The organism is Halobacillus halophilus, from assembly GCF_020171985.1.
Classification (GTDB): Bacteria; Bacillota; Bacilli; order Bacillales; family Halobacillaceae; genus Halobacillus; species Halobacillus halophilus_A.
The window spans coordinates 90,950-115,864 of the sequence record NZ_JAIVAL010000013.1 but is presented as its reverse complement, the minus strand read 5'-3'; the positions used below and the strand labels follow the sequence as shown (position 1 = coordinate 115,864).

17 protein-coding genes and 1 other annotated feature are annotated in these 24,915 nt (G+C 42.5%); of the genes, 8 read left to right on the top strand and 9 right to left on the bottom strand.

What is annotated here, in order from left to right; all coding sequences use genetic code 11:
* Window positions 1-149: 149 nt before the first annotated feature.
* The 3 genes from LCM11_RS17320 to LCM11_RS17310 all read right to left on the bottom strand — a co-directional run bounded on the left by LCM11_RS17320 (window position 150) and on the right by LCM11_RS17310 (window position 6,499).
* Window positions 150-1,784: a thiamine pyrophosphate-binding protein gene (locus LCM11_RS17320; RefSeq protein ID WP_224895548.1), complete on the bottom strand. Its 1,635-nt coding sequence runs from the start codon at window positions 1,782-1,784 to the stop codon at window positions 150-152.
* The gene (locus tag LCM11_RS17315) at window positions 1,781-4,603 is read right to left on the bottom strand and encodes an EAL domain-containing protein (protein WP_224895547.1); all 2,823 of its coding nucleotides are present in this window, start codon (window positions 4,601-4,603) and stop codon (window positions 1,781-1,783) included. Before LCM11_RS17315 ends, LCM11_RS17320 begins: the two co-directional genes overlap by 4 nt.
* Window positions 4,604-5,530: 927 nt before the next feature.
* Window positions 5,531-6,499 carry an iron-hydroxamate ABC transporter substrate-binding protein gene (locus tag LCM11_RS17310; RefSeq protein ID WP_224895546.1) on the bottom strand — a complete coding sequence of 323 codons (969 nt, stop codon included), beginning with the start codon at window positions 6,497-6,499 and terminating at the stop codon, window positions 5,531-5,533.
* 193 nt (window positions 6,500-6,692) lie between these two features.
* Here LCM11_RS17310 and LCM11_RS17305 point away from each other — a divergent pair, with 193 nt between their 5' ends.
* From LCM11_RS17305 to LCM11_RS17295, 3 genes are read left to right on the top strand one after another with little or no spacing between them, the layout of a single operon-like run.
* A complete protein-coding gene (locus LCM11_RS17305; RefSeq protein ID WP_224895545.1) occupies window positions 6,693-7,748 on the top strand; it encodes a FecCD family ABC transporter permease in 1,056 nt (351 codons plus the stop codon).
* Window positions 7,745-8,755, top strand: coding sequence for a FecCD family ABC transporter permease (locus LCM11_RS17300; protein WP_224895544.1), 1,011 nt, complete (start codon window positions 7,745-7,747; stop codon window positions 8,753-8,755). The genes LCM11_RS17305 and LCM11_RS17300 overlap by 4 nt, the downstream gene beginning before the upstream one ends.
* Window positions 8,756-8,770: 15 nt before the next feature.
* Window positions 8,771-9,757: an NAD(P)/FAD-dependent oxidoreductase gene (locus tag LCM11_RS17295; protein ID WP_224895543.1), complete on the top strand. Its 987-nt coding sequence runs from the start codon at window positions 8,771-8,773 to the stop codon at window positions 9,755-9,757.
* Between the two features lie 490 nt (window positions 9,758-10,247).
* On the opposite strand, the gene LCM11_RS17290 is transcribed toward LCM11_RS17295, so the two are convergent.
* The 5 genes from LCM11_RS17290 to LCM11_RS17270 all read right to left on the bottom strand — a co-directional run bounded on the left by LCM11_RS17290 (window position 10,248) and on the right by LCM11_RS17270 (window position 15,106).
* Window positions 10,248-10,694: a DUF4385 domain-containing protein gene (locus LCM11_RS17290; RefSeq protein ID WP_224895542.1), complete on the bottom strand. Its 447-nt coding sequence runs from the start codon at window positions 10,692-10,694 to the stop codon at window positions 10,248-10,250.
* A 16-nt stretch (window positions 10,695-10,710) separates the two neighbouring features.
* Window positions 10,711-11,655: a glutaminase A gene (gene glsA / locus LCM11_RS17285; RefSeq protein ID WP_224895541.1), complete on the bottom strand. Its 945-nt coding sequence runs from the start codon at window positions 11,653-11,655 to the stop codon at window positions 10,711-10,713.
* 174 nt (window positions 11,656-11,829) lie between these two features.
* Window positions 11,830-12,855, bottom strand: coding sequence for a cytochrome d ubiquinol oxidase subunit II (locus LCM11_RS17280; RefSeq protein WP_224895540.1), 1,026 nt, complete (start codon window positions 12,853-12,855; stop codon window positions 11,830-11,832).
* 34 nt (window positions 12,856-12,889) lie between these two features.
* Window positions 12,890-14,218: a cytochrome ubiquinol oxidase subunit I gene (locus LCM11_RS17275; RefSeq protein ID WP_224895539.1), complete on the bottom strand. Its 1,329-nt coding sequence runs from the start codon at window positions 14,216-14,218 to the stop codon at window positions 12,890-12,892.
* A gap of 117 nt (window positions 14,219-14,335) precedes the next feature.
* Window positions 14,336-15,106, bottom strand: coding sequence for a class I SAM-dependent methyltransferase (locus tag LCM11_RS17270; protein WP_224895538.1), 771 nt, complete (start codon window positions 15,104-15,106; stop codon window positions 14,336-14,338).
* A gap of 211 nt (window positions 15,107-15,317) precedes the next feature.
* Window positions 15,318-15,546: a binding site (T-box leader), on the top strand.
* 107 nt (window positions 15,547-15,653) lie between these two features.
* Between LCM11_RS17270 and ileS the strand changes: the two genes are divergently transcribed.
* The 4 genes from ileS to LCM11_RS17250 all read left to right on the top strand — a co-directional run bounded on the left by ileS (window position 15,654) and on the right by LCM11_RS17250 (window position 23,399).
* Window positions 15,654-18,743 (top strand): isoleucine--tRNA ligase, encoded by a 3,090-nt coding sequence (gene ileS, locus LCM11_RS17265; protein ID WP_224895537.1) that lies wholly within the window; start codon window positions 15,654-15,656, stop codon window positions 18,741-18,743.
* A 225-nt stretch (window positions 18,744-18,968) separates the two neighbouring features.
* A complete protein-coding gene (locus LCM11_RS17260) occupies window positions 18,969-20,330 on the top strand; it encodes a sigma-54 interaction domain-containing protein (RefSeq protein WP_224895536.1) in 1,362 nt (453 codons plus the stop codon).
* Window positions 20,331-20,660: 330 nt separating this feature from the next.
* A complete protein-coding gene (locus tag LCM11_RS17255; protein ID WP_224895535.1) occupies window positions 20,661-22,064 on the top strand; it encodes a YjiH family protein in 1,404 nt (467 codons plus the stop codon).
* 12 nt (window positions 22,065-22,076) lie between these two features.
* Complete coding sequence (locus LCM11_RS17250; protein WP_224895534.1) at window positions 22,077-23,399, top strand: aspartate aminotransferase family protein; 1,323 nt, start codon at window positions 22,077-22,079, stop codon at window positions 23,397-23,399.
* Between the two features lie 59 nt (window positions 23,400-23,458).
* On the opposite strand, the gene LCM11_RS17245 is transcribed toward LCM11_RS17250, so the two are convergent.
* Window positions 23,459-23,824 carry a hypothetical protein gene (locus tag LCM11_RS17245; RefSeq protein ID WP_224895533.1) on the bottom strand — a complete coding sequence of 122 codons (366 nt, stop codon included), beginning with the start codon at window positions 23,822-23,824 and terminating at the stop codon, window positions 23,459-23,461.
* Window positions 23,825-24,402: 578 nt separating this feature from the next.
* Here LCM11_RS17245 and LCM11_RS17240 point away from each other — a divergent pair.
* Window positions 24,403-24,837, top strand: a complete 435-nt coding sequence (locus tag LCM11_RS17240; protein WP_224895532.1) for a DMT family transporter — start codon at window positions 24,403-24,405, stop codon at window positions 24,835-24,837.
* The last annotated feature ends 78 nt before the right edge of the window (window positions 24,838-24,915 follow it).

Genomic DNA, 24,915 nt, shown 5'->3' with positions numbered 1-24,915 from the left:
TCTCCACCCCTTGTCTAAACCTTCCTTCCATAATTATTCAAAAGGGGCGGTGCTCATACGAAGGACTATCCCAAAAAAGCTCGCGGATGCGAGCTGAAATAGATTTGAATCTTAACTATTTTATTTTCGGAGTTTGTATGTTCATTACCTTATTTTCCAAAGGATGAAAGAAATTTCACTCGGTCTCCCATAGGCGGAACGGTATCATCAACCAAAGATATTTCCAGTAAGGAAGGACCGGAGTTTTGAAGTAATGGTTGCACCTTTTCTTCAGTAAGTTCACCTAGATGATCAATTCGAACGCACGGTACACCTAGGGAAGCAGCCATTTGAGATATATCCACCGGCTGCTGAGAAAAACGTTCGTGGGCTCGTTTATATTGAAGGGAATGTCCATGATGAACCATGCCAAGGCGTGAATTGTTCATGACTACAAACAGAACAGGAACATCGTATTCTTTTGCGGTCAGGATCTCCATTCCATGCATAAAGAAGCAGCCATCTCCTGTAATACTAATTGTTGGCCGCTCCGGTTCAGCTAGCTTGGCGCCAATAGCACTGCCGATTCCACTCCCCATTGCCCCGAAATGCACGTTTATATCATAGGAATCTTCATGAAGAACATTCATATGGTTAATGACGTAGGCCATAAATTCTCCAATATCGATTGTATATCTTGAAGCTGAAGGCAATATTTCCTGTAACTTAAGCAGCACGTTGGAGGTGTTGTACTCCTCCGTCAAAGCCACTTTAGACCTACTCACAGCAGGATAAGAGTTTCTTTTCTTTCCGCGTGCATTTAGTTCTGTGATGATTGAAGAAACTGTAAGATGAACATCACCGTGAATCGCTGTGTCTACGATATATTTTCGATTAAAAACAGAAGCATCGAAATCGACCTGGATAGTCCATTTATCTTTATTAATATTAGAGTTCCAATTGTTAGTGGCCGTTTCTCCGAGACTGGAGCCTAAAATAAGAACGGCTTCCTTAGTACGATCATTAATAAGCTGGGAAGCTTGTTCATGACCGGCAAACCCGAATACACCAGTGAGCAGTGGATGATCATCGGGGATCAACCCTTTGGCCTGCGGGGTAGTAACAATCGGCCAGTTAAGAGTTTCGGCTAATTCAAGAACATCATTAACTGAACCCCGTATACCTTGACCAGCAAAAATATAACCATTTTTAACTTCGGTTAGTTTATTAACCGTATCATGAATTAACTGGTCATCCGGCAGTAAGGGAGTGCGGGATGGGAAAGCTGGAATCCGGGGTGCATGAATATCATGAAGCTGTACATCGATCGGCATGGCAATATGTACAGGTCCCGGGACTCCCGTGAGAGCAATTTCTACAGCCTTATGAATTTCAGAGAGAAGTTCTTCTGCCTTATCCACCCTTTTACTGTACTTAGTGACAGATTGATAAAGCGGGTCCGCATGAAGCTCCTGGGAAGCGTTAAGTCCCACAGTGTTAACAGGTACAGCGCCCGTTAGAAACAGCACAGGCAAGTGTTCCCGCATAGCATTTGCAGCGCCCGTAACTAAGTTAGTACCACCGGGACCGCTGCTCCCAATGCAAACCCCGAGTGACTGAGAATACTTGGCATAAGAAGCGGCCATATAGGCGGCTGCACCTTCGTGTTTAGCGATGATAGGTGTAATGGAAGGTATATCATAAAGTTCATCGAAAAAAGCATTAACGGACCCAGCAGGGATTCCAAAGATTTTGGAAACATTTCCTGACACCAGGTAATCCAAAACAGCTCGAACGGATTTCATTTTTTTAACCCCTTTGTAGAATGTTTTTTTACAAATTCTTCAATCAGTTGACCGGGAGGGAGAGGACGACTGAAAAAGAACCCTTGGATTAAATAACACCCACGGCCTTGAAGGAAATCAATCTGATCCTGCGTCTCTACTCCTTCAGCGATTACGTCAAGTTTAAGGCTGTTGGCTAAAGTGATAATGGTATCGGTGATCGCTGCATTATTTTTATTAATTGTAATGTCATCGATAAAGGATTTATCGATTTTAAGGGTATCCACAGGAAAGTTCTTTAAGTACCCTAGCGATGAATATCCTGTGCCGAAATCATCAATTGAAATTTTAATCCCCAGGTCTTTCAGTTGTTTAATAGTAGTCGTTGTTTTACAAGTATTGTGAATGATGAGGTTTTCTGTTAACTCTAATTCCAAGTTTCCTGCAGGTAGACGAGTTTCATTAAGGACACGCTCGACCACGTTAACTAAGTTGTTCTGGTTGAATTGCTGAGGTGACAAATTGACGGAAACCGTCCAATCCCTATATCCCTTTATGTACCATTGTTTCATCTGCTTACAAGCTTCTTTTAATACCCATTCTCCGAGTTTCCTGATTAACCCTGTTTCCTCAGCAAGAGGTATAAAGGCTTGAGGTGGTACTAACCCAAAATCAGGGTGTTCCCAGCGAATTAGAGCTTCCATACCAATCATTTTTTTGGTTTCCAGATTTATTTTAGGCTGATAATATAACATGAACGAGTTTTCTTCGTTTAAAGCCTTGTAGAGGTCGTTTTCCAGTTTTATAGTTTCTATAGAGCGATTATCAATGTCCGTTGAATAAAATTGAAATTGGTTCCCTGAAAGCTCTTTGGCTTTGTACATAGCCAAATCAGCATGCTTAATAAGCTCTTCGGCACCTGATCCGTCAGATGGGTAAAGACTGATTCCGATACTTGTTTTAATGGCTATTTCCTGATTATTTATTGTGAATTGCTGCTCGAATACCTGGAGGATTTTGTTTGCATAATTGACGGCATCCTGCTCTTCCTTCACGCTTGGCAGAAGGATGATGAATTCATCTCCGCCTTGTCTAGAAACGGTGGCATCTTTAGGCATAGCAGACTCCAGTCGCTGTGCAGCTTTTTGAAGTACTGTATCTCCAAAGCTATGACCAAATGTATCGTTAATCTTCTTAAATCGATCTAAGTCCAAGAAAAGGATGGCTAATGAACGGTTGTGGAGTTCAGCGTACGTTAAGGCCTGGTTCAGCCTGTCCTGGAATAGAACACGATTGGGTATATTCGTCACTATATCGTAATAGGCATGGTATTTTATTTTTTCTTCCATTTGTTTTCTGGAGGTCACATCTTTAAATGTAATTACATAACCTACAATTTGCTCAGCTTGTCTTTGGGGTGTGATCACATATTCGACCGGAAAATAAGAACCATTTTTCTTTTGAAAGTAACGATCGGAATGACCAAGGTTGTTATCGGCATCATCCGCTTCCACGAATTTATGGAAATTACCGGCCTGGTCCACCTGATAGAAGATCTTTTTGTAAGAAAGTCCCATAATTCCATCTTCGTTCGGATAACCAAGCAGTTCGATCGCGGAAGGGTTAGCGAATGTGATTTTTCCGTCTAAGTTAAGTCCAAAAATCCCTTCGCCGGCTGAATTTAGTATAAGTTCTTTTTCATTGCTGATTTTTTGCAAATCTGTGATGGCTTCCTCAAGTTCCTTATTTTTTTGAGTAAGCTCAGAGGTTCGTTTGTTAATAATCGATTCTTGTTTTTCCATATAAATTAGATTAAAAAGAACAGGTGCTGTGGCATCTACTATGGATTCAGCTAGTTGGCGAACATGGCGTGGATATGTATAGCCTCTTTCTTGTAAATTTACAATGGCTATTGTTCCAAGTACTTCTCCTACAGCTACCAGGGGGATCATATATAATCCTTTGATACCAAATCGCGTGCATGCCTCATGGTTTGGTCTTGAATCTATGGTAACGTCAGGAATCATGATGGAATGTTTCTTCTCTACAACCTCTCGGAAAGCAGCATCATTTGAAAAATCAACCTTTAGTTGCTGATGTGTGTTCTTCCAATCATCTTCTGTCCAGTCACTGTTTTTACTCAAGCTGACGGGCTTCATCTGCAACTCAGCTGCAGGATCTAGAAAGTGGGCTCCAATATTATTGTTTTGTAATACTTCACTTAAGTAATGGAAACATTTGTCAATGGCTTCTTGAAGAGAAGAACAGAGTGAGAGTTCGCGGGTTACATTCAGCAATAGCTGCTTTTCTTTAATCAAATCTTCTTTACGGGTCAAATTAGTGGCATTTCGAATAGCGACAGCAGCCATATTTACATAAGCATTGATGGACTCTATTTCATCATCGGTCAAATCCATAGGAATTCCATAGTCGAATAAGAATACCAATCCATAAATTTCATTTTCATAAAAAATAGGGGCTACCAGTAGAGAATTTATCTTGAACGCATTTATCGCCCTTGAATCAGGGCGATTGTCTTTGGAGGTATCTGGAATATAAATGGTTTTCTTCGTCTCAATGACTTCTTTTGCAAGTTGGTCGTATTCTGGATCTACAATATGCATATCAAGGGTCATTCCATTTATAAGAGCTGGTTTTCCGACGTACCCTCTATAAGTGCCATCTTCCTGCGGCAGGTAAATCCCTACGGAATCACAGCGCGTGATCTCTTCGGATATGGCTGTTACGACGTGCTCTAAAACATCACGCAAATCAAGCTTAGTATTGATAAGCTGGGTAATTTGCGCAAGGCGAGAATATCTAGTTTGTTCTTCAGCCATTTCATAACCTCCATACTCGTCATATTATGATAATGTTCGACTTCTGGAACGAACCTCCTGCTTTAGGACCTTACTTAATATGTTCTCTGTTACAAAAAGGGTCAAAAGTCACGCTTGAATTACTTATTTATACAGTTATAAAGTATTGGGGTTTGATTAGGGTAAAAGGACAAAGAGGGTGTAAGGATCGTAACGAACACATCTGCTTTATTTAAGGAAAGCTCCCGTTACTTGAAGACTCGATTTCGAGATAACTAAGTCCAATACGTTTGATTGAGGAAAGGGCTGGTGGGGAAATGACTCGTCTTGTTCTATCACACAGACACTCGAGACATAAGCCATTCATCAACGGACGGAAAGACCACCGCCCTTTTGATGCTCGGCTTATGCTGGTCGTGTCTTTCGGGGTGATGCCACATTTGAACACTTTCCTATGGCCCTACACGACGTAGGGTCGATCGACGTTGCCACAGGACGTGGCGACTTTAGTCGATCCTCCTTTTTACGGTGAGCTTCCTCGCTCGTTTCACTCCCTGCGGGATCTCACCTGATTCCTTCTCCCATGGGAGTCTCCCCATTTCCCCACCAGCCCAACCATAGGCAGAAAATCGGACCTTTTGAAGAAGAGGAATTGTTCATCACTCATTTCAGCAAACGCCTTTATATCAGCGTTTTCAATTGAAATGAAGCAAAATGCAGGAAATATTCCCTTTATAGAATTATAACGAAGTAGATAAGATGCTGAGTGGTTTCGATCCTCTTGTTCGGCCAGGTCCCCCGCAGGACCTACCCTCTCATCAAATAGCTCGAAACTGAGTCTTCAACTAACCGGCCCTATTGTGCAATAACCTTTTTGGTTACAATTCAACATAATTTTAATAGAACCAAAAAAAGTGTAAACATATACGTTTACACTTTCTTCCTTCTTTATTGTGTTAGTGTCTCTGTAACCTTATCTATAGTCATGCCATGGGCAATTACGCCATCAATGGTCCAGTGACTTGGTTCGTTCATTTGATAAACCTGGTCCTTTTCAACAGCCGGGGTGCTTTGCCATACGGAACTATTTTTAAGGATTTCCAACCCGGCTTCTCCCTCCTGAGCAATTAAGAAGACATGGTCAGCATCCATTTGTCCCAGTTTTTCTAATGCGATTGGATTCCATTGCGCTTCGGCTTCCGGAAGGTTTTTAATAAACTCAGGCTGGGTGACACCAAGGTCGTTATAGAGAACTTCTGCACCATAACGAGTGTTTTCGAAAACGTAGAATTGTTCACCTGAAGCCCATATGAATGCAACGGACTCGTCACCAATGGACTCCTTCAGACTTGCTTTAGCTTCCTTTGCTTTTTGGTCAAAATCAGCCAGTGCCTGTTCGGCTTCTTTTTGTTTACCAAGAATTTCACCCATTTGAGTTAATTGCTTGCGCCAATCTGAACTGTTTTCTTCACTAAATACGTAGGTCGGAGCAATATCACTGTACTCTTCATACGTACCATTTTGCAGAGCGGATGGACCGCTGAATAAGATTAAACCTGGATCCTGGTTAATGGTTTGTTCTAATGGCAGATCCCAGGCTATTTTTGGAACACCCTCTAATTGCGGCTGTAGGTAGTCGAGAACTGTGTCACCAATCGACCACTGTGCCACGGGCTGCTCTCCAAGAGCTACTAAAGGATCTTCTAAGTAAGGGGCGAGAATGCGTTCAGGGTTGGAAGGGATGGTTACTTCTCCCATCTCATGAGTCAACGTTCGTTCTTCGTTTGATTGTTCACCTTGATTTTGGTCTGAAGAGTTTTCTTCAGAAGACGTAGTGTCTTCATTATTATTACATGCCGTTACTACAGTAAGCATGATCAATAGACTGAATAATAAAAGGAACTTTGATCTAAACATGACTTTCCTCCTAAAAAGATATTCTAATACCTCGATAATGATAATCATTTTCATTGAAAATGTCAAGGTTAAACCTGCCGCACGTGACTTGAACTACTGGAATATTATCGATATAATACGTAGTGATAATGATTCTCAATTTTAATTAAATAAATACATAAACTGATGCTAGTGATAGAGAGGGTTTACTGCCGTGAGCGAAGAGGTTGAGCGAAATAAAAATAATAAAAAAGATATAGAAGGATTAACCTCGAAGTTCTTCCAGGCTGGCCTTGTATTTTCTCTGGCTATTGCTGGATTATTCCTGGCTCTTGGATTATCCGTTTCTTTAGGGGTAACCGATATACAATTAAAAACGGTGTGGGACTCTATATTCGCTTTTGATTCAGGAGTCACAAATCATCAGGTTATTCGGGAACTGCGTTTACCTCGTGCATTTGGTGCTGCTCTAGTGGGCAGCTTTCTTGCTGTCTCAGGTGCAGTTATGCAGGGGTTAACTAGAAATCCCCTGGCTTCGCCCTCGATTATGGGTGTTACGCACGGGGCTGCTTTTGCTCTGATCATTGGGCTGGTCTTTTTCCCGTCTATGACGAATCTTGGGATGACCATTTCAGCTTTCATAGGGGCAGGACTCGCCGTACTTATTGTATTCGGTGTAGGCTCTTTTTCAAAAGGCGGCTTGACCCCTGTAAAACTTGCCCTGGCCGGTGTGGCTGTAGGTGGAATGTTGAGTTCTTTATCTTCTGCCATCTCTCTTCATTTTCAGGTGGCCAAGCAAATGAGTTTTTGGTACGCCGGAGGGTTAACGGCGACAGACTGGCTGTCTGTGAAAATTCTTTTGGTTGTCGGACTTGCGGGTTTAACGCTTGCATTATTTCTTTCAAGAGCGGTGACCATCCTTAGTTTAGGAGAAGACGTGTCCAAAGGGCTCGGACAAAACACTTTCGTCGTAAAGTCTTTAGGAATTGTAGTTGTTTTTCTTTTAACTGGGGCTGCTGTTTCTGTTGCAGGGACGGTTGGATTTGTTGGCTTAGTTATTCCTCATATGACCCGGGCTTTAGTAGGCACGGACTATCGGTTAATTATTCCAGTATCGGCTGTGCTCGGAGGATTGCTTCTAGTGTTATCGGATATTGGAGCGCGGCTCGTTAACGCTCCTTTTGAGACACCTGTAGGAGCCATCACAGCGTGTATTGGTGTTCCGTTCTTCCTTTACCTTGCTCGTGGAGAAGGGAGGGGGATGGAATGAATAAAAAGCAGAGACGCTTTGGCTGGATTGTCTCTATATTAGGGGCTAGTATATTCGTGCTATTTCTATTCAGCTTAAACATGGGTGTGGTCAATATAGCTCCAATGGAAGTCATTCGTACGCTTCTTGGGAGTGGAAGCAGCACGGAAGAGATGGTTTTATTTAATATCCGTCTGCCGAGAATGGTGCTTGCTCTTCTGATCGGTGCTGGCCTCGGGGTCTCCGGCGCTATTCTTCAAGGGGTATCCCGTAATGACCTTGCGGACCCGGGGATTCTTGGAATTAATACAGGAGCCGGTTTTGCTATTATTGTCTACATTTTCTTTTTTCAAGGTTCGATGTCCAAATTAAGTGGCCTTGGTATTTACGCCATGCCCCTTTTTGCCCTGGCAGGGGCTTTTCTCGCTGCTTTTCTAATTTACCTATTAGCCTGGAAAAAAGGAATTAATCCTGTTCGGTTAATTCTTGTTGGTATCGGGGTGAATTCGGGATTCAGCGCAGCTTTAATTATTTTTCAAGTGAAGATGAACCCTCAGGATTTCACTCAGGCTATGGTGTGGCTTGCCGGGGATATATGGGGAGGGAACTGGGACTTTGTCGCCGCTTTGGCTCCGTGGATCATTTTGTTGACTGTATATGCCATGTACAAAGCGTCAGTTCTGAACATCTTGAATCTTGGTGATCAGATTTCTACAGGTCTGGGAGCGGCCGTGGAAAGAGAACGCAGGGTTTTATTGGCGCTTGCTGTAGCACTTGCGGGGTTATGCGTAGCTGCTGGTGGCGGCATTGCGTTTCTTGGACTGGTAGCTCCTCACTTGGCTCGAAGATTAATGGGACCAAAACACGAGACGTTAATACCTGTTACGGCTTTAATAGGTGCACTGATTTTGCTGGCAGCGGATACGGTAGGAAAGAACTTGATCGCTCCGGCCGAAATACCGGTTGGTATCGTAGTAACCATTGTGAGCACCCCTTACTTTATATATTTACTAATGAAAACCCATTAGAAGAGGAGACCAATTATGAACGAGGTATTTGATGTAACGATTATTGGCGGAGGAACAACGGGTTTGTATACATCATTTTATAGTGGCATGCGTGGTTTAAAAACAAAAGTCATTGAATATCATCAGGATCTGGGAGGGAAAGTAGCTTTCTTCTACCCTGAAAAGAAGATATATGATGTAGGAGGGTTTCTCGGAGTACGAGGAGAAGATCTCGTGACCGAGGTAGAAAACCAGGCGTTAAGTGTTCAGCCTGTAATCGTTACAGGCGAACAGATTCGGACGATTGATAAACAAGAGGATGGATCTTTTATCCTTACCTCAGCCAATGGTGAGCAGCATTTCTCGAAAACAGTGATTGTTGCCTCCGGTATGGGGACATTCGAGATGGAACCTCTTCAGGTAGAGGGCAGTAGTCAGTATGATGACAGGTGTATTCACTATACGATTCAAAACGTAAATCAGTACGCTGGAAAAAAAGCAGCTGTGATCTCTCAAAGCCGAGTTGGAATCGACTGGGCGCTTGCGCTTGAAAAAGTGGCAGAGGAAGTACATTTAATTAACCGTGGCGAAGAATTTAAGGCCGTGTATGAACAGGATATAGAAACTCTTGAAAAGTCATCCGTTTACGTTCATAGGAATCAAAAGGTAGAAGATTTAGCAGGTGACGGACAAGTGCTCACAGGAATTACTTTACAGGACGGAACCGAATTGGATGTCGGGCACCTTTTAGTCTATGAAGGACTGAATATAGAGAAAAGCCTGTATGATAGCTGGGGCCTTGAAACAGAAAAAGGGAGGATTCCTGTTGGTACGGATATGTGCACATCTATCGAGGGAGTTTTTGCAGCAGGCGATGCGGCTATTTATCCAAGTAAGACGATGTTGATCGCTTCTGGATTTTCAGAAGCAATGACAGCTGTGAATAGTGCAGCCATGTACCTGGATCCTAAAGCAAAAGCGCAGGTGTATAGTACGGTTATTTATAAGCATGCGAAGGATTAACTTAGAGAAAAGCCCGAAATGAGAGAAAGCTGTGTCAGTTCAATCTCTCATTTCGGGCTTTTAGTTAGGTTGAATCAATGGCAGATGCCTAGATTATAGGCGACAATCTTCAGTTGGGAAGCAATCGTGAGAAGCCATGCGGTAAAGTTAATTAGGAATGCTGTAGACAATTTTTGAGTATGAACAAAGGAGTTTCTCTTCTTCATATAATAGGTGAGTAAGGGTATCGTAAGAAGTGAAAGGATGGCAGTCAATCCTAAAAGTCCTTTGTATTCGTTTGTCCACAGAAAATGATTAGGTAAGGGGATAATAATTGTTGGTGTATATAGGATGGAAATAAAATAAAAGCCTATAATCCAAGAAGTGAGCATAAAGAAAAGGCTCATCCAAAGTGAGAGCAGTTTCACTTGTTTCTCTCCTTTGCATCATTATTCCGACCTTTTTGATCGGGTTAATGATATCTTATGTTTCCCCTTACGAAAAGTCAATATTACCCGTAGGATTTTTGGTGTTCTTTTTTCTTCTTCAAGTAATCTTCATCCTCCCTTGCCTGGATCCACTTTTCTTCGAATATCTCGGCTGATTTTGCTTTTTCTTCATCAATATCCCGTTCATTAATCTCCCCATTTTTATCGTACTTTTTACCACCTTTATAATTTGCATAGCGGCGGGAGCGTGTATACCCCATCTGCAGAAATTTCCGGGCCATATCCATGCCGATGAAGTCATCATTTTTCTTGTAGTCTAAGAACATTTGATAAATTTTATCTGATGATTCTCTGGCTATTTCAGGAGTTTTAAAACGCCAGTGGGGGAGAATCTCTCCTTTATAGGGTTCTACCATCAGGACGCCCTGTTCTCCCCGCCCTACTCTATACTTGTCCGGGTTCTTACGGAAATCTGTATTTTTAAAATCTATCGAATAATCGAATGGCAAAGAAATCTCTCCTTCATTACGTATTTTCAATTCCGAACATATTTAATTCCAGATCCTGAGACAGCTTTTTTATGAGAGCTCCGCCTGCTGTACTGTTGCCTTTTGGACTAATCGCTGGGCCAATGACCCCAATCCCCATTCGTCCGGGAATAGCGCCGATAATACTGCCGGACACTCCGCTTTTACAAGGAAAACCAGCTTCTACAGCATAGTGACCTGAAGAGTTGTACATACCAGAGGTCATCATAATAGCTTTCACAGTGCGAAGGTGATGAGGTGGAATTAATCGTTCTTCACTTTCAGAAGTCATTCCGCCTCTTGCCAGGAAGGCGCCTACGCGCGCAAAATCCTCTGCACACATCATGACCGAATTCATCCGAAAGTACAGTTCGAGTGCATCATCCACACTGGTAACGAGCGTTCCCGTACTTTGCATAAAATAAGCGAGAGAACGGTTGCGGGCACTATTGGCACGTTCCGCCTGGTACACTTCCTCACTCATTTGCAATTCATTATTATTTGTAATTTTTTTAAGGAAATCAAAGTAGCGGTTAAACCGGTTTTCTACGCTTCTACCTTTAATCAGGGCAGCAATAGCGATAGCGCCTGCATTAATCATCGGGTTAAAGGGTTTGCTTGTATCATAAGACTCAAGCTGGCTGATAGAATTGAAAAAATCTCCCATCGGTTCCATCCCGACTGTCTGGAACACACGATCTTTGCCAAAATCCTGAAGGGCGAGCATGAGCCCGATGATTTTCGAGGTGCTCTGCATGGGAATATAGTGATGGTGATCACCTGCTGAGAAAGACTCTCCTTCATTCGTTATGATGGTCACTCCGAGAAGATCTTTCATCGTTTCATCAAAGTTGGGAAGGTCCATGTTTACTTGGCCTGAGGAAGCATAGGGTTTGCTATCTTCAATAGCATCCTCAAGATATTCTTCAGTGAGTTTCTGCATGTAGTTCTCTCCTTACCTGTTATTCATCTCTACCTCATTCCCTTAAAAATGGAAAGGGTAAACCAGTTAGCCCCCTCTAATACTCCATGGATGGTGGAAAAAGGAAATAAAAGGTACCTCAGGTCATCCATTTAATGGAAGACCTGAGGTACCTTTTATTTACAGTGATATTATTTAAGGTTGTTTAAGGTAGCGTCTATCTTTAAGGAACAGGCGCCAGAATAGATAAAAAGCCGGAATCAAAATGCCGAATCCAACACCGTACACAATCAACATTGGATAGAAGGTTGATGGATTTGTGAATCCTTCTGTAACGGTGAGGTGCGGGTAAACGAGATAAGGGAGGTGGGCTGAACCATAAGCATAGATAGCAATTCCATATTGGAGAATGATAGCTGTAACAGCAAGTCTTGACCAGCCGCGCACTCCGTCCCGTTTTTTAATAAATAACAAAGTATATCCAATGATAAAAAAGAACACAGATAATCCAAACCATAGCCAGTTATCCTCGATGTTCTCTACGATCCAATTTGCTTCTGTGGGGAACGTCCCAATGGTTAGCATCGCAATAGCAATGGACACGGGCCCGAGCCAAATTGCATGCTTACGAAATGTCTGATACGCAGACCAATCATCAGCTTCTTTAGAATAATCCATAAGGAATACAGCTGAAATAAAAAGCTCAGTGGAAAGACCAAATGCTATATGCATATACAAGGTCGGGTGAGTAATGAGTTCAGCATAATGAAGGACCGGAAGATCATTTTTAAAATCCACAAATCCCCCGAGTGTGATCGGTAAGATACTTACAAGAAGTGCGGGAATAATTAAACCCGAAAATCCTGAAGTCAGCCGCATAAGTTCCCTGTACTTTTGAGTGTGGTGTTCAAAAACCATAAACGTCGTTCGAATTGTCAAAAGCAGCAGCCCAATTCCAACGGGAACAAGCAGGATACTGCCAAGTAAGGTTGTTGCAAAGGGGAAGAATGTTACAACGGAAACAACGAATATGACTAAAAAGACATTTGTCACTTCCCAGGTAGGGGACAAAAAGCGGTTCGCGATTTGCGAAGCACTGGTCTGATCGTTTTTTCCGTAAATCATTCCCCAGAATCCTGCTCCGAAGTCAAGGGATCCAAGGATGGAGTAGATAAAGAGCAAGCTCCATAAAATTGTGATGGCGAGCGTCGAGGCTTCCATAGGTTAATCAGCTCCTTTATTGGTAAACATGGATTTAATGCGCTGCATCCAGGTCTTTGCTTACAGGGTTCCGCTTAAAGTAGGATCGCAATACAAAACCGGTGATAAATAATAGAGTGATATACAGCGTTAAAAATAATCCAAGTAAAAAGCCGACACTGCTTGATTTAGTAGCCGCTTCGCCTGTTCGAAGTACATCTGTTATGGTCCAGGGCTGTCTTCCAATACAGCTGAAACACCAGCCGGTTTCAATCGCAATCATTGCAAGCGGTCCGCTGACCGCAAGAATAGCCAGAAGCCACCCGGGAAATTCTCTTTTTAATATATGTTTCCAAAATATAGCGAAAAACGCGACCACAATTAAAAGCGAACCGATACCGACCATGACGTTAAATAGTACATGCACATACAGAGGGGGCCATAATTCCTCAGGAAATTCATTCAAACCGAGAACTTCTGTATCCAAGCGGTCTCCAGCCAGAAAACTGAGAGCATAAGGAATTTCCACAGCATATTTGACCCGTTGGTCTTCCAATGATGTATAGCCTCCAATGGATAAAGGTGCATAGCGTGTGGTTTCGAATAAACCCTCTGCTGCAGCGAGTTTACGCGGGTTATATTCATGCAGCATTTGAGCCGTTTCATGCCCGTTTATCGCAGTAGCCAGGGACATGATGGCGCCAAAGTACAAAGCTATAGTCAGCGCTTTCTTATGATAATTTCGTTCTTTAGTCGAAAGGCCTCTTCTCATTAAACGGATAGCAGCAATGGAAGCAATAATAAAAGCAACTGTCATATAAGCAGACAGCGTCACATGGATAGCGGTCACACCAAAGCTTGGGTTAAAGAAAGCAGCCCATGTATCGACATCTGTAACACTTCCGTCAGGGGTTATGTTAAAACCAGCGGGTGTATTCATCCACGCGTGCACATCTGTAATTAAGATTGCCGAAGCGGTTGCCCCAAGAGCAACCGATATAATGCTGATAAATCTTAAAACCGGTGGCAGCCGATCAGCTGCGTATAAGTAGATGGACATGAAAACGGCTTCGATTAAGAATGCGAAAATCTCCATCTGGAAAGGAAGGGCAATGACTTGTCCGACTATTTCCATGAAATTTGGAAAAAGCAATGATATAAGAACACCGACTATCGTTCCGGAAGCAATTGAAACGGCAAGTATAATGGCGAAACCTTTGGTCCACCTTCTTGCCATCAGTGCATAATCGGAATCTTTTTTAATGTAATGCAGAACTTCAGCGATGATGATCATCACAGGCAAGCCCACACCGATTGTGGCATAGATAATATGAAACCCTAAGGAAGACCCAAATAAAATACGGGCCATAACGACGATATCCATGAAATATTCCACCTCCAATAACTATCCATCATTTATTTCCTTAATATCTTTTTATATACAAAAAGAGGGAATTTCGATCGACAGAACTAAAAAAGACACCCACTAAGTTAGTGAGTGTCATATTTTTTGACAGAGAACCATCCATTCATCAATCGAAAAAGATTCCAGAGTGCCTTCTTTACGAACAAAGGAAAAATAGGAAGAGGCTTGTGGCCCCGCTTGAAGGAAATACTCCTCCACAAGCTTCTGGCTGTTTTTATCATGAAGTGTTCTCTCCAGCCAATCCCTGAACGGAAGTGTTTTTTTGCGCTTACTTTCTCTTTTCAGCTGAAATCCTGCAGGTTGAATCATTTTCTTCCATTCTGACACTTTCCAGGCCCTATGGTGACTGGAATCACGCATTTGTTCAAACGTGTTATAGAAAAGGTCGAGGTGATCATCTTCAGGTGCAGTATTATCGATCATCAAAAATAATCCCCTGGGCTTTAGTACACGATAAGCTTCGTTTATAAATTTCTCCGGCTCAGAAAAGTGATGAGGAGCAATTCTGCAACAAACCACATCAAAGCTTTCATCTAGAAACGGGAGACTCGAAACATCGGCAATAATATAGGAAAGGTTTTTTATATTGCTCAAGTGACGTGCTGTATTTTCCAGCATTTCTTTGGTGAGGTCACTTGCGACAACATGATCCATCCATCGGCTCATTTCCCTGGCTACATGCCCGCCGCCCGTTGCCAGGTCCAGCCCTTTCCAATTTGGTTCAGGATTCAGCCATTCCGTAATTAAGTTTAAGTCCTGCTGGTTATTATGGGTAGAGCTGCTTACATAGGCTTCTTTGTTTTTAGAAAAGGTAGATTGAATCCTTTTTTTCATTTCTTCAGACATCCCGCCACCTTCTTTCTGGTTTGTTATTAGTGTACTCCCCAGGAGGGAAAAGCGATAATACTGGATTTTAATTCATCCTGATAAGTATAATGAATCAAAGAGCAGGGCCTCACTGTTAGCACGTATGAATCCCCTGACAAATGGGCAGGATGGTGGATGAAGATTCTTTGACAATTCAAGAATTTCCATGTACGATATGGAGAAACTACGTATTTTTTCGTTGACGAGAAGAGTAGGCTGTAAAGGCTGTCCACAGAGAGTCGCTGTTTGCTGTAAGGCGATGACAGGTTAGAGCTGAAGATCATCTCTGAGAAGTTTCGCTGAAATGAGATTAGAGTAAGTGAAACCGGCTGGCGGCCGTTATCCGTTTTATGAACCGAGAGCCGTGCAATTGCTGTGCGGAATATGGGTGGTACCGCGGATCTACATCCGTCCCTGTTTTTATGACAGGGGCGGATTTTTTATATTTTAAAGGGAATTCCCTTTGATTCTATAGGTTGTTGATGAGTTTACGAGATAAAAATAAAAAGGGTAAGAGGTGGAACGAATGCGCAGTGTTAACACGAAAGAAGCAGCAGTAGACCGCGAGAATCGCGTCAAAGACTATTGGAACGCTGAAAATGTATTCAATCGTTCAATGGATGAACGAGAGGGTGCAGAAACGTTTGTATTCTATGAAGGTCCTCCAACAGCTAACGGACTTCCGCACGCCGGTCACGTACTGGGCCGTGTTATTAAGGACTTTGTAGCTCGCTATAAAACCATGGGAGGTTATCAGGTACTTCGGAAAGGCGGCTGGGATACTCACGGTCTCCCTGTTGAACTTGAAGTGGAAAAACAGCTTGGTATTTCCGGGAAACAGCAAATCGAAGAGTACGGTGTGGAGAAGTTTATTGAAGAATGTAAAAAGAGTGTCTTTAATTACGAGAAGCAGTGGAGAGAGTTTACAGAATCCATCGGTTACTGGCTCGATATGGATGACCCGTATGTAACGCTTCAGAACCGATATATTGAAAGTGTCTGGTATATCCTGAGTGACCTTCACAAACGCGACTTATTAAGCAAAGGGCACCGTGTTACCCCTTACTGCCCAAGCTGCCAGACTACACTTAGTTCGCACGAAGTTGCTCAAGGGTATGAGGATGTTAAAGATCTGTCAGCTACTGCTAAGTTCAGAGTAAAAGGATCCGAAAATGAGTTCTTCCTGGGATGGACGACAACTCCCTGGACCCTCCCTGCGAACGTAACGCTTGCTGTACATCCTGAACTTACGTATGTAAAAGCGAAGCAGAATGGCGAAGTTTATATCGTGGCTGAAGCATTGGCTGAGAAAAATATGGGCGAAGACTACGAAGTTCTATCGACTCATAAAGGCAGAGAGTTTACCGGAGTAGAATATGACGCGCCATTCCCATTTGTTAAACCTGAGCGTGGCCACTTTGTAGTAGAAGCAGATTTTGTTAACGCAGAAAGCGGTACGGGTGTCGTACACATTGCTCCTGCTTATGGTGAAGATGACTATGCTTTAGTAAACGAACATAATCTTTCATTCTTTAACGTGGTGGACAGCCAGGGGCGTTATACGGAAGATATTCCGCCGTTTGCAGGACGATTCGTAAAAGACTGTGACGTTGACATTGTGAAGTATCTGGCAAATGAAGGACTTCTTTTCCATAAAGAAAAGTATGAACACAGTTATCCGCACTGCTGGCGCTGTGACTCTCCGTTGCTTTACTACGCAATCGAAAGCTGGTTTATCAAAACGACAGAACTGAAAGATCAGTTCTTGAAAAATAATCAGCAGGTGGAGTGGTACCCGGATCATATTAAAGATGGCCGTTTTGGTAATTTCCTTGAAAATATGGTCGATTGGAATATTGGACGTAACCGTTTCTGGGGTACACCGTTACCTATCTGGATCTGTGACTCCTGCAACCATCAGTATGCACCGCACAGTCAGGCGGATCTGCAGGAAAAAGCGATCGGGGATATTGGAGATGTAGAGCTTCATAAGCCATATGTCGATCGTGTTCAGCTGAAATGTGACCATTGTGAAGGAACGATGAACCGTGTCCCAGAAGTTATCGATGTTTGGTTTGACAGTGGCTCCATGCCATTTGCCCAGCAGCACTATCCATTTGAAAATAAAGAGCAGTTTGAGAAGCAATTCCCGGCAGATGTGATCTGTGAAGGAATTGACCAGACCCGCGGGTGGTTCTACAGTCTCCTGGCTGTTTCAACCTTATTCACGGGGAAAGCCCCTTACAAACGTGTGCTTTCTACCGGCCATATTCTGGATGAAGAAGGCCGTAAGATGTCGAAGAGTAAAGGGAATGCCCTTGACCCAATGGATCTCGTGAATAAATTTGGAGCGGATGCTTTCCGCTGGGCTCTCCTTGCCGATAGTGCTCCGTGGAACAACAAGCGCTTTTCAGAACGCGTGGTTGTGGAAGCTAAATCAAAAGTGATCGATACGCTTGTAAATACCCACGGATTCTATACGCTGTATGCAAATATTGATGGTTACGAGTTTGATGCGAATGAAACGGGAGAGAAAACACTTCTGGACCGCTGGGTACTCGCCCGTTTGAATAGTGTTACAGCTACGGTTACCGAGGCTCTCGATCATTATGATTTTACAAAAGGTGCTAAAGCGCTGGAGAAATTTGTTGATGAGTTGAGTAACTGGTACATTCGCCGTTCCCGTGATCGTTTCTGGCAGGAAGGAATGACGGAATCCAAGAAAGCGGCTTACCATACCTTGCACGAAGTTCTGGTTAACTTAAGTAAGCTGCTCGCACCGTTTATTCCATTTGTAGCAGATGATATCCATCACAATCTCACTGGCGAAAGTGTTCACCTGGCTTATTTCCCGAAAGTGGATGCCAATCTGGCAGACAGTCAGCTTGAACAGGATATGGATGCCGTACTTCAAGTAGTGGAACTGGCGCGCGGTGTACGGAATACTGAAGCTATTAAGACGAAGCAGCCACTGTCTGAACTAGTTGTCATTCCTGTAAATCCTGATCAAGGAAAAGCACTAGAGCGATACAACTCGATCATCCGTGATGAAATTAACGTCAAAGAAGTGGTCGTTAAACAGTCTTCTGATGATCTCATCCGTTATGAAGTGAAGCTTAATTTCCGTGCGGCGGGTCCTGTCCTTGGTAAAAATGTAGGAGCCGTAAAAGGTTATCTCGAAAAGCTTTCAGATGAAGAAGCAGCTAAAGTTGTAAACGATGGAAAAGTCGTGGTTCCAACAGGAGATGGAGAAGTTGAAGTACCGATGGATCTACTAAATGTAGAGCGCGTAGCTGATTCCGGCTTGTCTATGGGGTCCAACCAGGACTTCCACGTGATTCTTGATACAACGATTACTGAAGAACTTCGTCTAGAAGGTCTAGCGCGTGAAGTAATCCGTGTCATTCAGGATGATCGTAAGCAGCAGGATCTTCCGATTGATCTGCGCGTTAATATTGCTCTTGATGGCGATGAAGATGTGAAGAAGGCTATCCAGCAGAATGAAGCACTAATTCGTGAAAATGTACTCGTGAAGAACCTTACAGTAGGAGAAGCGGATAACATGAAAGACTTTACGGTTGGCGAAAGCCAGGTAAGAGTCGCGCTTCAAAAATAAATAGGTATAAATAAAAGACCTGGCTAAGAGGATACCTCTTAGCCAGGTCTTTTTTATGGAAAACGAATAAAATTACAAACTATTCAATCATTCCGGATCGTCTTATGTTAACCTTAGAATAACTATTATTCACTTATGAATAACGGTGCAGCTTAGTTTACTAGGGTTAGTGCGAATTTTTAAATGTGTGTATTCAAATTTGAATAATGAAGGTGATGTGGTGATATGACAGAGTGGGATGAATATAAAACGATTTTTCATTCGCTCCAGGAAGATATTCTCGTCACAAAAACGGACGGGACCATTGTGAAAGTAAGCGAAGGTACAGGAGCAGTATATGATATTAATGCAGATGATCTGATGGGCAGGTCCGTGTATGATCTGGAAAAAGAAGGACTCTTTACTCCTCTTGCTACGCCAAAAGTGGTGGAATCACAAGAGAGAGTGACTTTTGTTCAAACCCTTAAGGGTGGTAAGAAATTGCTGGTTACAGCTTTGCCCGTCTTTAATAACAAAGGTGAGCTTGTACGTATAGTCAGTTACTCGCATGACGTAACGGAGTTAATGGAAATCAAGGCCGGAATGGAAGAGATGACGGTTGAGATGGAGCGTGTGAGAGATGAGCTTACTCGGTTAAAGCAGCAAAATGAGGGAGAGTTTATCGCTAAAAGTGAGCAAATGCGCAAAATTCTTGCTACAGCCAGTCAGGTTGCGGGTGTAGACGTGAATGTTCTTCTCTTAGGGGAGTCAGGGGTGGGCAAGACAGAGCTGGCTAAAATGATGCATGAAAAAAGCGAGCGTTCAAGCGGCCCTTTTATTGAAGTGAACTGCGGGGCGATTCCCGATTCATTATTTGAAGCAGAACTGTTCGGTTATGAAGGCGGTTCCTTTACGGGGGCTACTAAAGGTGGAAAGAAGGGGTTTGCTGAACTGGCTTCCGACGGCACCTTGTTTCTGGATGAGATAGGAGAGTTGTCGCTTGCAAATCAAGTAAAGGTATTAAAATTAATTCAGAAAAAAAGGTTCTACAAAGTAGGCGGTCGAAAAGAAATTCATTCCGACTTCCGTCTGATTAGTGCTACAAATAAGCATTTAAAAGAATCTGTAGAGCAAAAGCTGTTTAGAGAAGACCTTTATTTCCGGCTGAATGTAGTTCCTTTAACCATTCCTCCTTTAAGGGAGAGAAAAGAAGATATTACCCCGCTTCTACAATCCTTTCTTGATCACTTTACGACCCGTTACAAAAGAAAAAAAGTGTTAGACCGGGGTGTGCTGCATGACTTGAACAAATTGGAATGGAAAGGGAATGTAAGAGAACTTATGAATCTGGTGGAAAGATTAGTTGTTACTGCGCCGGATACTATTATTCTTGCTTCCGATCTCCCTGAATCCTATCAGCAAATCATTTCCTCTTATTCAGAAATGAATAATTTTGAAGAACCTTTGGCGGTGACAATAGAAAAAGTAGAAAAAGAAAGACTGGAACAAGCGAAACAAAAATTTCAAACAACGACTAAAATAGCAGAAGCTCTAGGCGTCAGTCAGCCTACAGTAGTTAGAAAACTCAAAAAATACAGAATTAAATAACAAATTGGCACGATACTTGCATGTTAAAAAGGTAAGAGACTATAGTCTTTTGCCTTTTTATTTATGTTAGAGAGATCTTTGATGATTTATCTTAAAAAAGATCTTTTAATAAGGGGCCGGGACAGTCGAAGGTATTGTTACGAAAAAAGAAGTAGAAGCTTATTTCATCAGCAAGGTATTTTTAACAAGGAAACAATAATCTATAAAAGACTTTAGAGATTAGGGGGCGACAATATTCACCGTTTTCTTAGTGGTACGATGTAAACCGTCTTAGAGATTGTTCTTAGTTAAGTGGTCTAGCCTTATTCAAATAATTAAGGAGTGGAAGCGATGGAGGTTAAGCAAAAAGAAAGTTTTCAATCGGAGGAATGGAATGAACAAAAAGGTAACGGGAAGCGGCACTCAAGTCGAAGTTATTTTTGGTTTATAGTTCCTTCTTTATTAGGCGTGTTATTATTTTTATTCCCTATTCCTTACGGCGGAAAAATTACGATTGGCGTTGGCGTTATGGCAGAATCTGTACAGGCAGGGCTGGAGCCGATTCTCCCTAGTTTAATGACAGGAATTCTAGTTATTTCGGCTATCCTTCCAGTAGTAGCGAAGACTGTGAAACCTAAATTCATCTTGGATAAACCTTTCATAAAACAACTATTCTATGTGAATACGTTTTGGATGTTCACTCGAATAATTGGAGCTTTATTTGCCCTGATGACTCTTTTTTCTGTTGGACCTGAGTTTATCATTTCGGACGTTACCGGTGGCACTATGCTTTATTCTCTTGTGCCAGTTCTTGCCGCGTGGTTTCTTTTTGCAGGTATTTTGATGCCTTTATTAATGGAATTTGGATTAATGGATTTTATTGGAACCCTGCTTCGTAAAGTCATGAGACCAGTATTTAAGCTCCCGGGCCGGTCTTCTATTGATGCTTTAGCTTCCTGGATGGGAGCGGGAACTGTAGGTGTCTTAATTACAACCAAACAATATGAAGAAGGCTATTATACAAAGCGTGAAGCAGCCACTATTGCCACGAACTTTTCAATTAACTCGATTGCATTTAGTTTAGTGGTGATCAGCTTTATAGGTTTAGAAGAGTTCTTCGTGCCTTTCTATTTAACGGTAGTGATAGCCGGGCTGGTTGCTGCTTTCATTTGTCCGAGAATCCCGCCATTATCAAAGAAAGCTGATACTTATTATGAGGGTACAGGGATGAGAATCTCAGAAGATACACCTGAAGGAATGTCCAATTTTCAATGGGGGTTAAATAAAGCCCTTAGCAAAGCTTCAGAAGTCAAGGGCGTTAAATATGTAGCCAGGCAAGGAGTACAAACGGTTCTCGATATATATTTTGCATTAATTCCATTGGTGATGGCACTTGGAACCGTGGCTTTAATTATAGCTGAATTTACACCGTTCTTTAACTACCTCTCCTTGCCAATTGTACCTGTACTACAGTGGATGCAAATACCTGAAGCTGCTCAGGCAGCTCCGGCCATGCTCGTTGGATTTGCCGATATGTTCCTTCCTGCGGTTATTGGAGCGGGTATAGAAAGTGAATTAACACGTTTCGTCATAGCCGCGATTTCATTAACCCAGCTCATTTACATGTCTGAGATTGGAATACTGCTGGTTAAATCTAAGATACCAATTTCAGTGGGGGAACTTGCTGTTATTTTCCTTCAGCGCACAGTTATTACTCTCCCAATTATCGTATTGATTGCCCACTTTATTTTTTAGGAGGAAAAGTAGATGAATTCATCATTTGAAAGTCTATATGGAAGCATGTCTGATTTACTAGCCCCGAGTATGGCAAAAGATCATCCTAATCTGCCGGTTGAAAAGGAGGAGGGATGTTACTATTACGGAACAGATGGTAAGAAATATTTGGATTTCACCTCGGGTATTGCTGTAGCTAATACCGGCCACCGTCATCCGAAAGTCGTTCAGGCCATTAAGGATAGTGCAGATAACTTAATGCATGGACCTTCCGGAGTAATTATGTATGACTCTATTCTCAGAGTGGCCGATCGATTAAAAGATAAATTACCTGGAAATCTGGATTGTTTCTTTTTTGCAAACAGCGGTACTGAAGCCATAGAGGGAGCGTTGAAACTAGCTAAATATGCGACTCAACGCCCTTATACGATTTCCTTTACTGGCTGTTTTCATGGCAGGTCGCTGGGTGCGCTCGGAGTCAGCACCTCTAAAAGTAAATATCGGAAATTCTTGCAGCCTAATGGACTGACTTATCAACTGCCTTATGCTGACAGCTCAGGGTGTCCAGATGGACAAGATGCAGGGGAATACTGTGCGGAAAAACTCGAAAAAGAGGTAGAGCTCTTATTTGATCATCAGGTAACACCGGAAGAGGTTGCCTGCATGATTGTGGAGCCAGTACTTGGAGAAGGCGGATACATTATTCCTCCTAAAGCCTGGCTGCAAAAGGTTCGTGAAATTTGCGACCGACATGGTATTCTTTTAATCTTTGACGAAGTCCAGACAGGTTTCGGACGAACAGGGGAGTGGTTTGCGGCTCAAACATTTGAAGTTACCCCAGATATTATGGCAATCGCTAAAGGAATCGCTTCAGGCATGCCTCTAAGTGCTACGGTTGCTTCTAAAGAATTGATGAGTAAATGGCCGATGGGGACGCATGGTACCACGTTCGGCGGAAACCCCATTGCCTGTTCAGCAGCACTTGCTACCCTGGATGTAATGGAAGAGGAACATCTAATCGATAATTCAAGAGAACTCGGAGCATATGCCTTACGAAGGTTAAAAGAAATAAGAGAAAGGCATGAAGTCATCGGCGAGGTCCGGGGGGTAGGACTGATGATTGGAATAGAAATTATCCACCCTGAAACTGGGAATCCAGACGGAGCTGGGATGATGAATATATTAGACTCTTCCCTTGAAAAAGGTGTGCTGTTCTACTTATGCGGGAAGCACCAGGAGGTTATTCGCATGATTCCTCCGCTAATCGTTACCAGAGAGCAGATTGATCAAGGCTTGGCCGTATTTGAAGAAGCTGTATTTGAGTTCGAACAGAAAAAAACATATGTAGGTTCATAAACTAAGAAAGCCTGGGCAAATTGCACAGGCTTTCTTGATAGGATCAAGAAGAATAGCAGCTAATTCCAAAACTCTCTGGAAATATCTATTTCAATGGTTGGATTTTCAGTCTTTAATTTTCCGACTAATTTGCCACAGTTTCTAATGTGAACAAGGTATTTTCTGCCTGTCTTCATTTTAAATACCAATCCACTATAAGTTCTACCTGGCGTACCGATTTGAATAGCTCCTTTTGGAATATGCCCCCAATCGACATCATAAATCGAATTGATTTCTTGGATCGGGAGAAGAGTCGTATCCCAGCCGAATACTCTACTAAGCTTAAGCTCACTATCGGTAATTTTATAATTAACCGTTATAAAATTACCGATAACGAAAATAAGAGCAAAAACCAGAAAGAACAAGAGCATATAAACAATAATCATTTGAGTATTTGTCTCCCTTCTATTACATCCTTAATAATAGGTACGATTACATAAGAGAAGGGTTTCAATTACTATTGATCATAAAAAGCTATTATTGGATTTAAAGCAAGATGATATTGAACTAACGGGCCGTTTTGTTGAAGACTCAGTTTCGAGATAATTCGGGTCCGTTACGGTATGTGAAGAAGGGCTGGTGGGGAAATAACTCGTCTTGTTCTATCACCCAGACACTCGAGACATAAGCCGTTCATCAACGGACGGAAAGACCACCGTCCTTTTGATGCTCGGCTTATGCTGGTCGTGTCTTGCGGGGTGATGCCACATTTGAACACTTTCCTATGGGGGAACGGTGAGCTTCCTCGCTCGTTTCACTCGTGAACTGACCCCCGAATATTGGACACGTTCCTTAAACTTATCACGCCAATTCTTGAAACTGGGTTCGATAAGAAACGGGAGCTTTTCTGTAAGACTCAGTTAAAACGGAAAATTTTTATATGAATTCAATAAGTTGAGCTCCTGGATAGAGTTTGAAATAATTGAGCTTATATCCTGTTAGAGAATGGAGGGAGAAGCAAGCTATGCAGTGGTTATTAATGTTACTGGTTTTCATAGGTGGAATTGGAGTTGCCGTCCAGTCATCAGTAAACGGGGGACTCGGACAGAAGATAGGTGTATTTGAAGGAGCATTTACATCTTTCTTAGTAGGAACAGTCGTCTTGTTTTTAGTCATGCTTTTTTTCGGAAAAGGAAATTTAATGAACGTATTTCAAGTGCCTAAATGGCAGCTGCTAGGAGGGGTGCTGGGAGCTTTCTTTGTTTCGACGATGGTTTTAGCCGTACCCAGAATTGGAGTAGGGGCTGCTATTTTTACGCTCATCTCTGCTCAGCTTATTGCAAGCTCACTTATCGATCACTTCGGCTGGCTCGGTATGAAGCAGATTCCGCTGGATGGGCAAAGAATAGCTGGCATGGCGCTCATGATTATTGCTATTTTGCTTTATACTAAAAATTAATTATTTCATACATAAAAAAAGGCGCGTCTCTGTTTAGAGGCGCCTTTTTTTAGTAATCAAGAAACCATTCATCTTCTT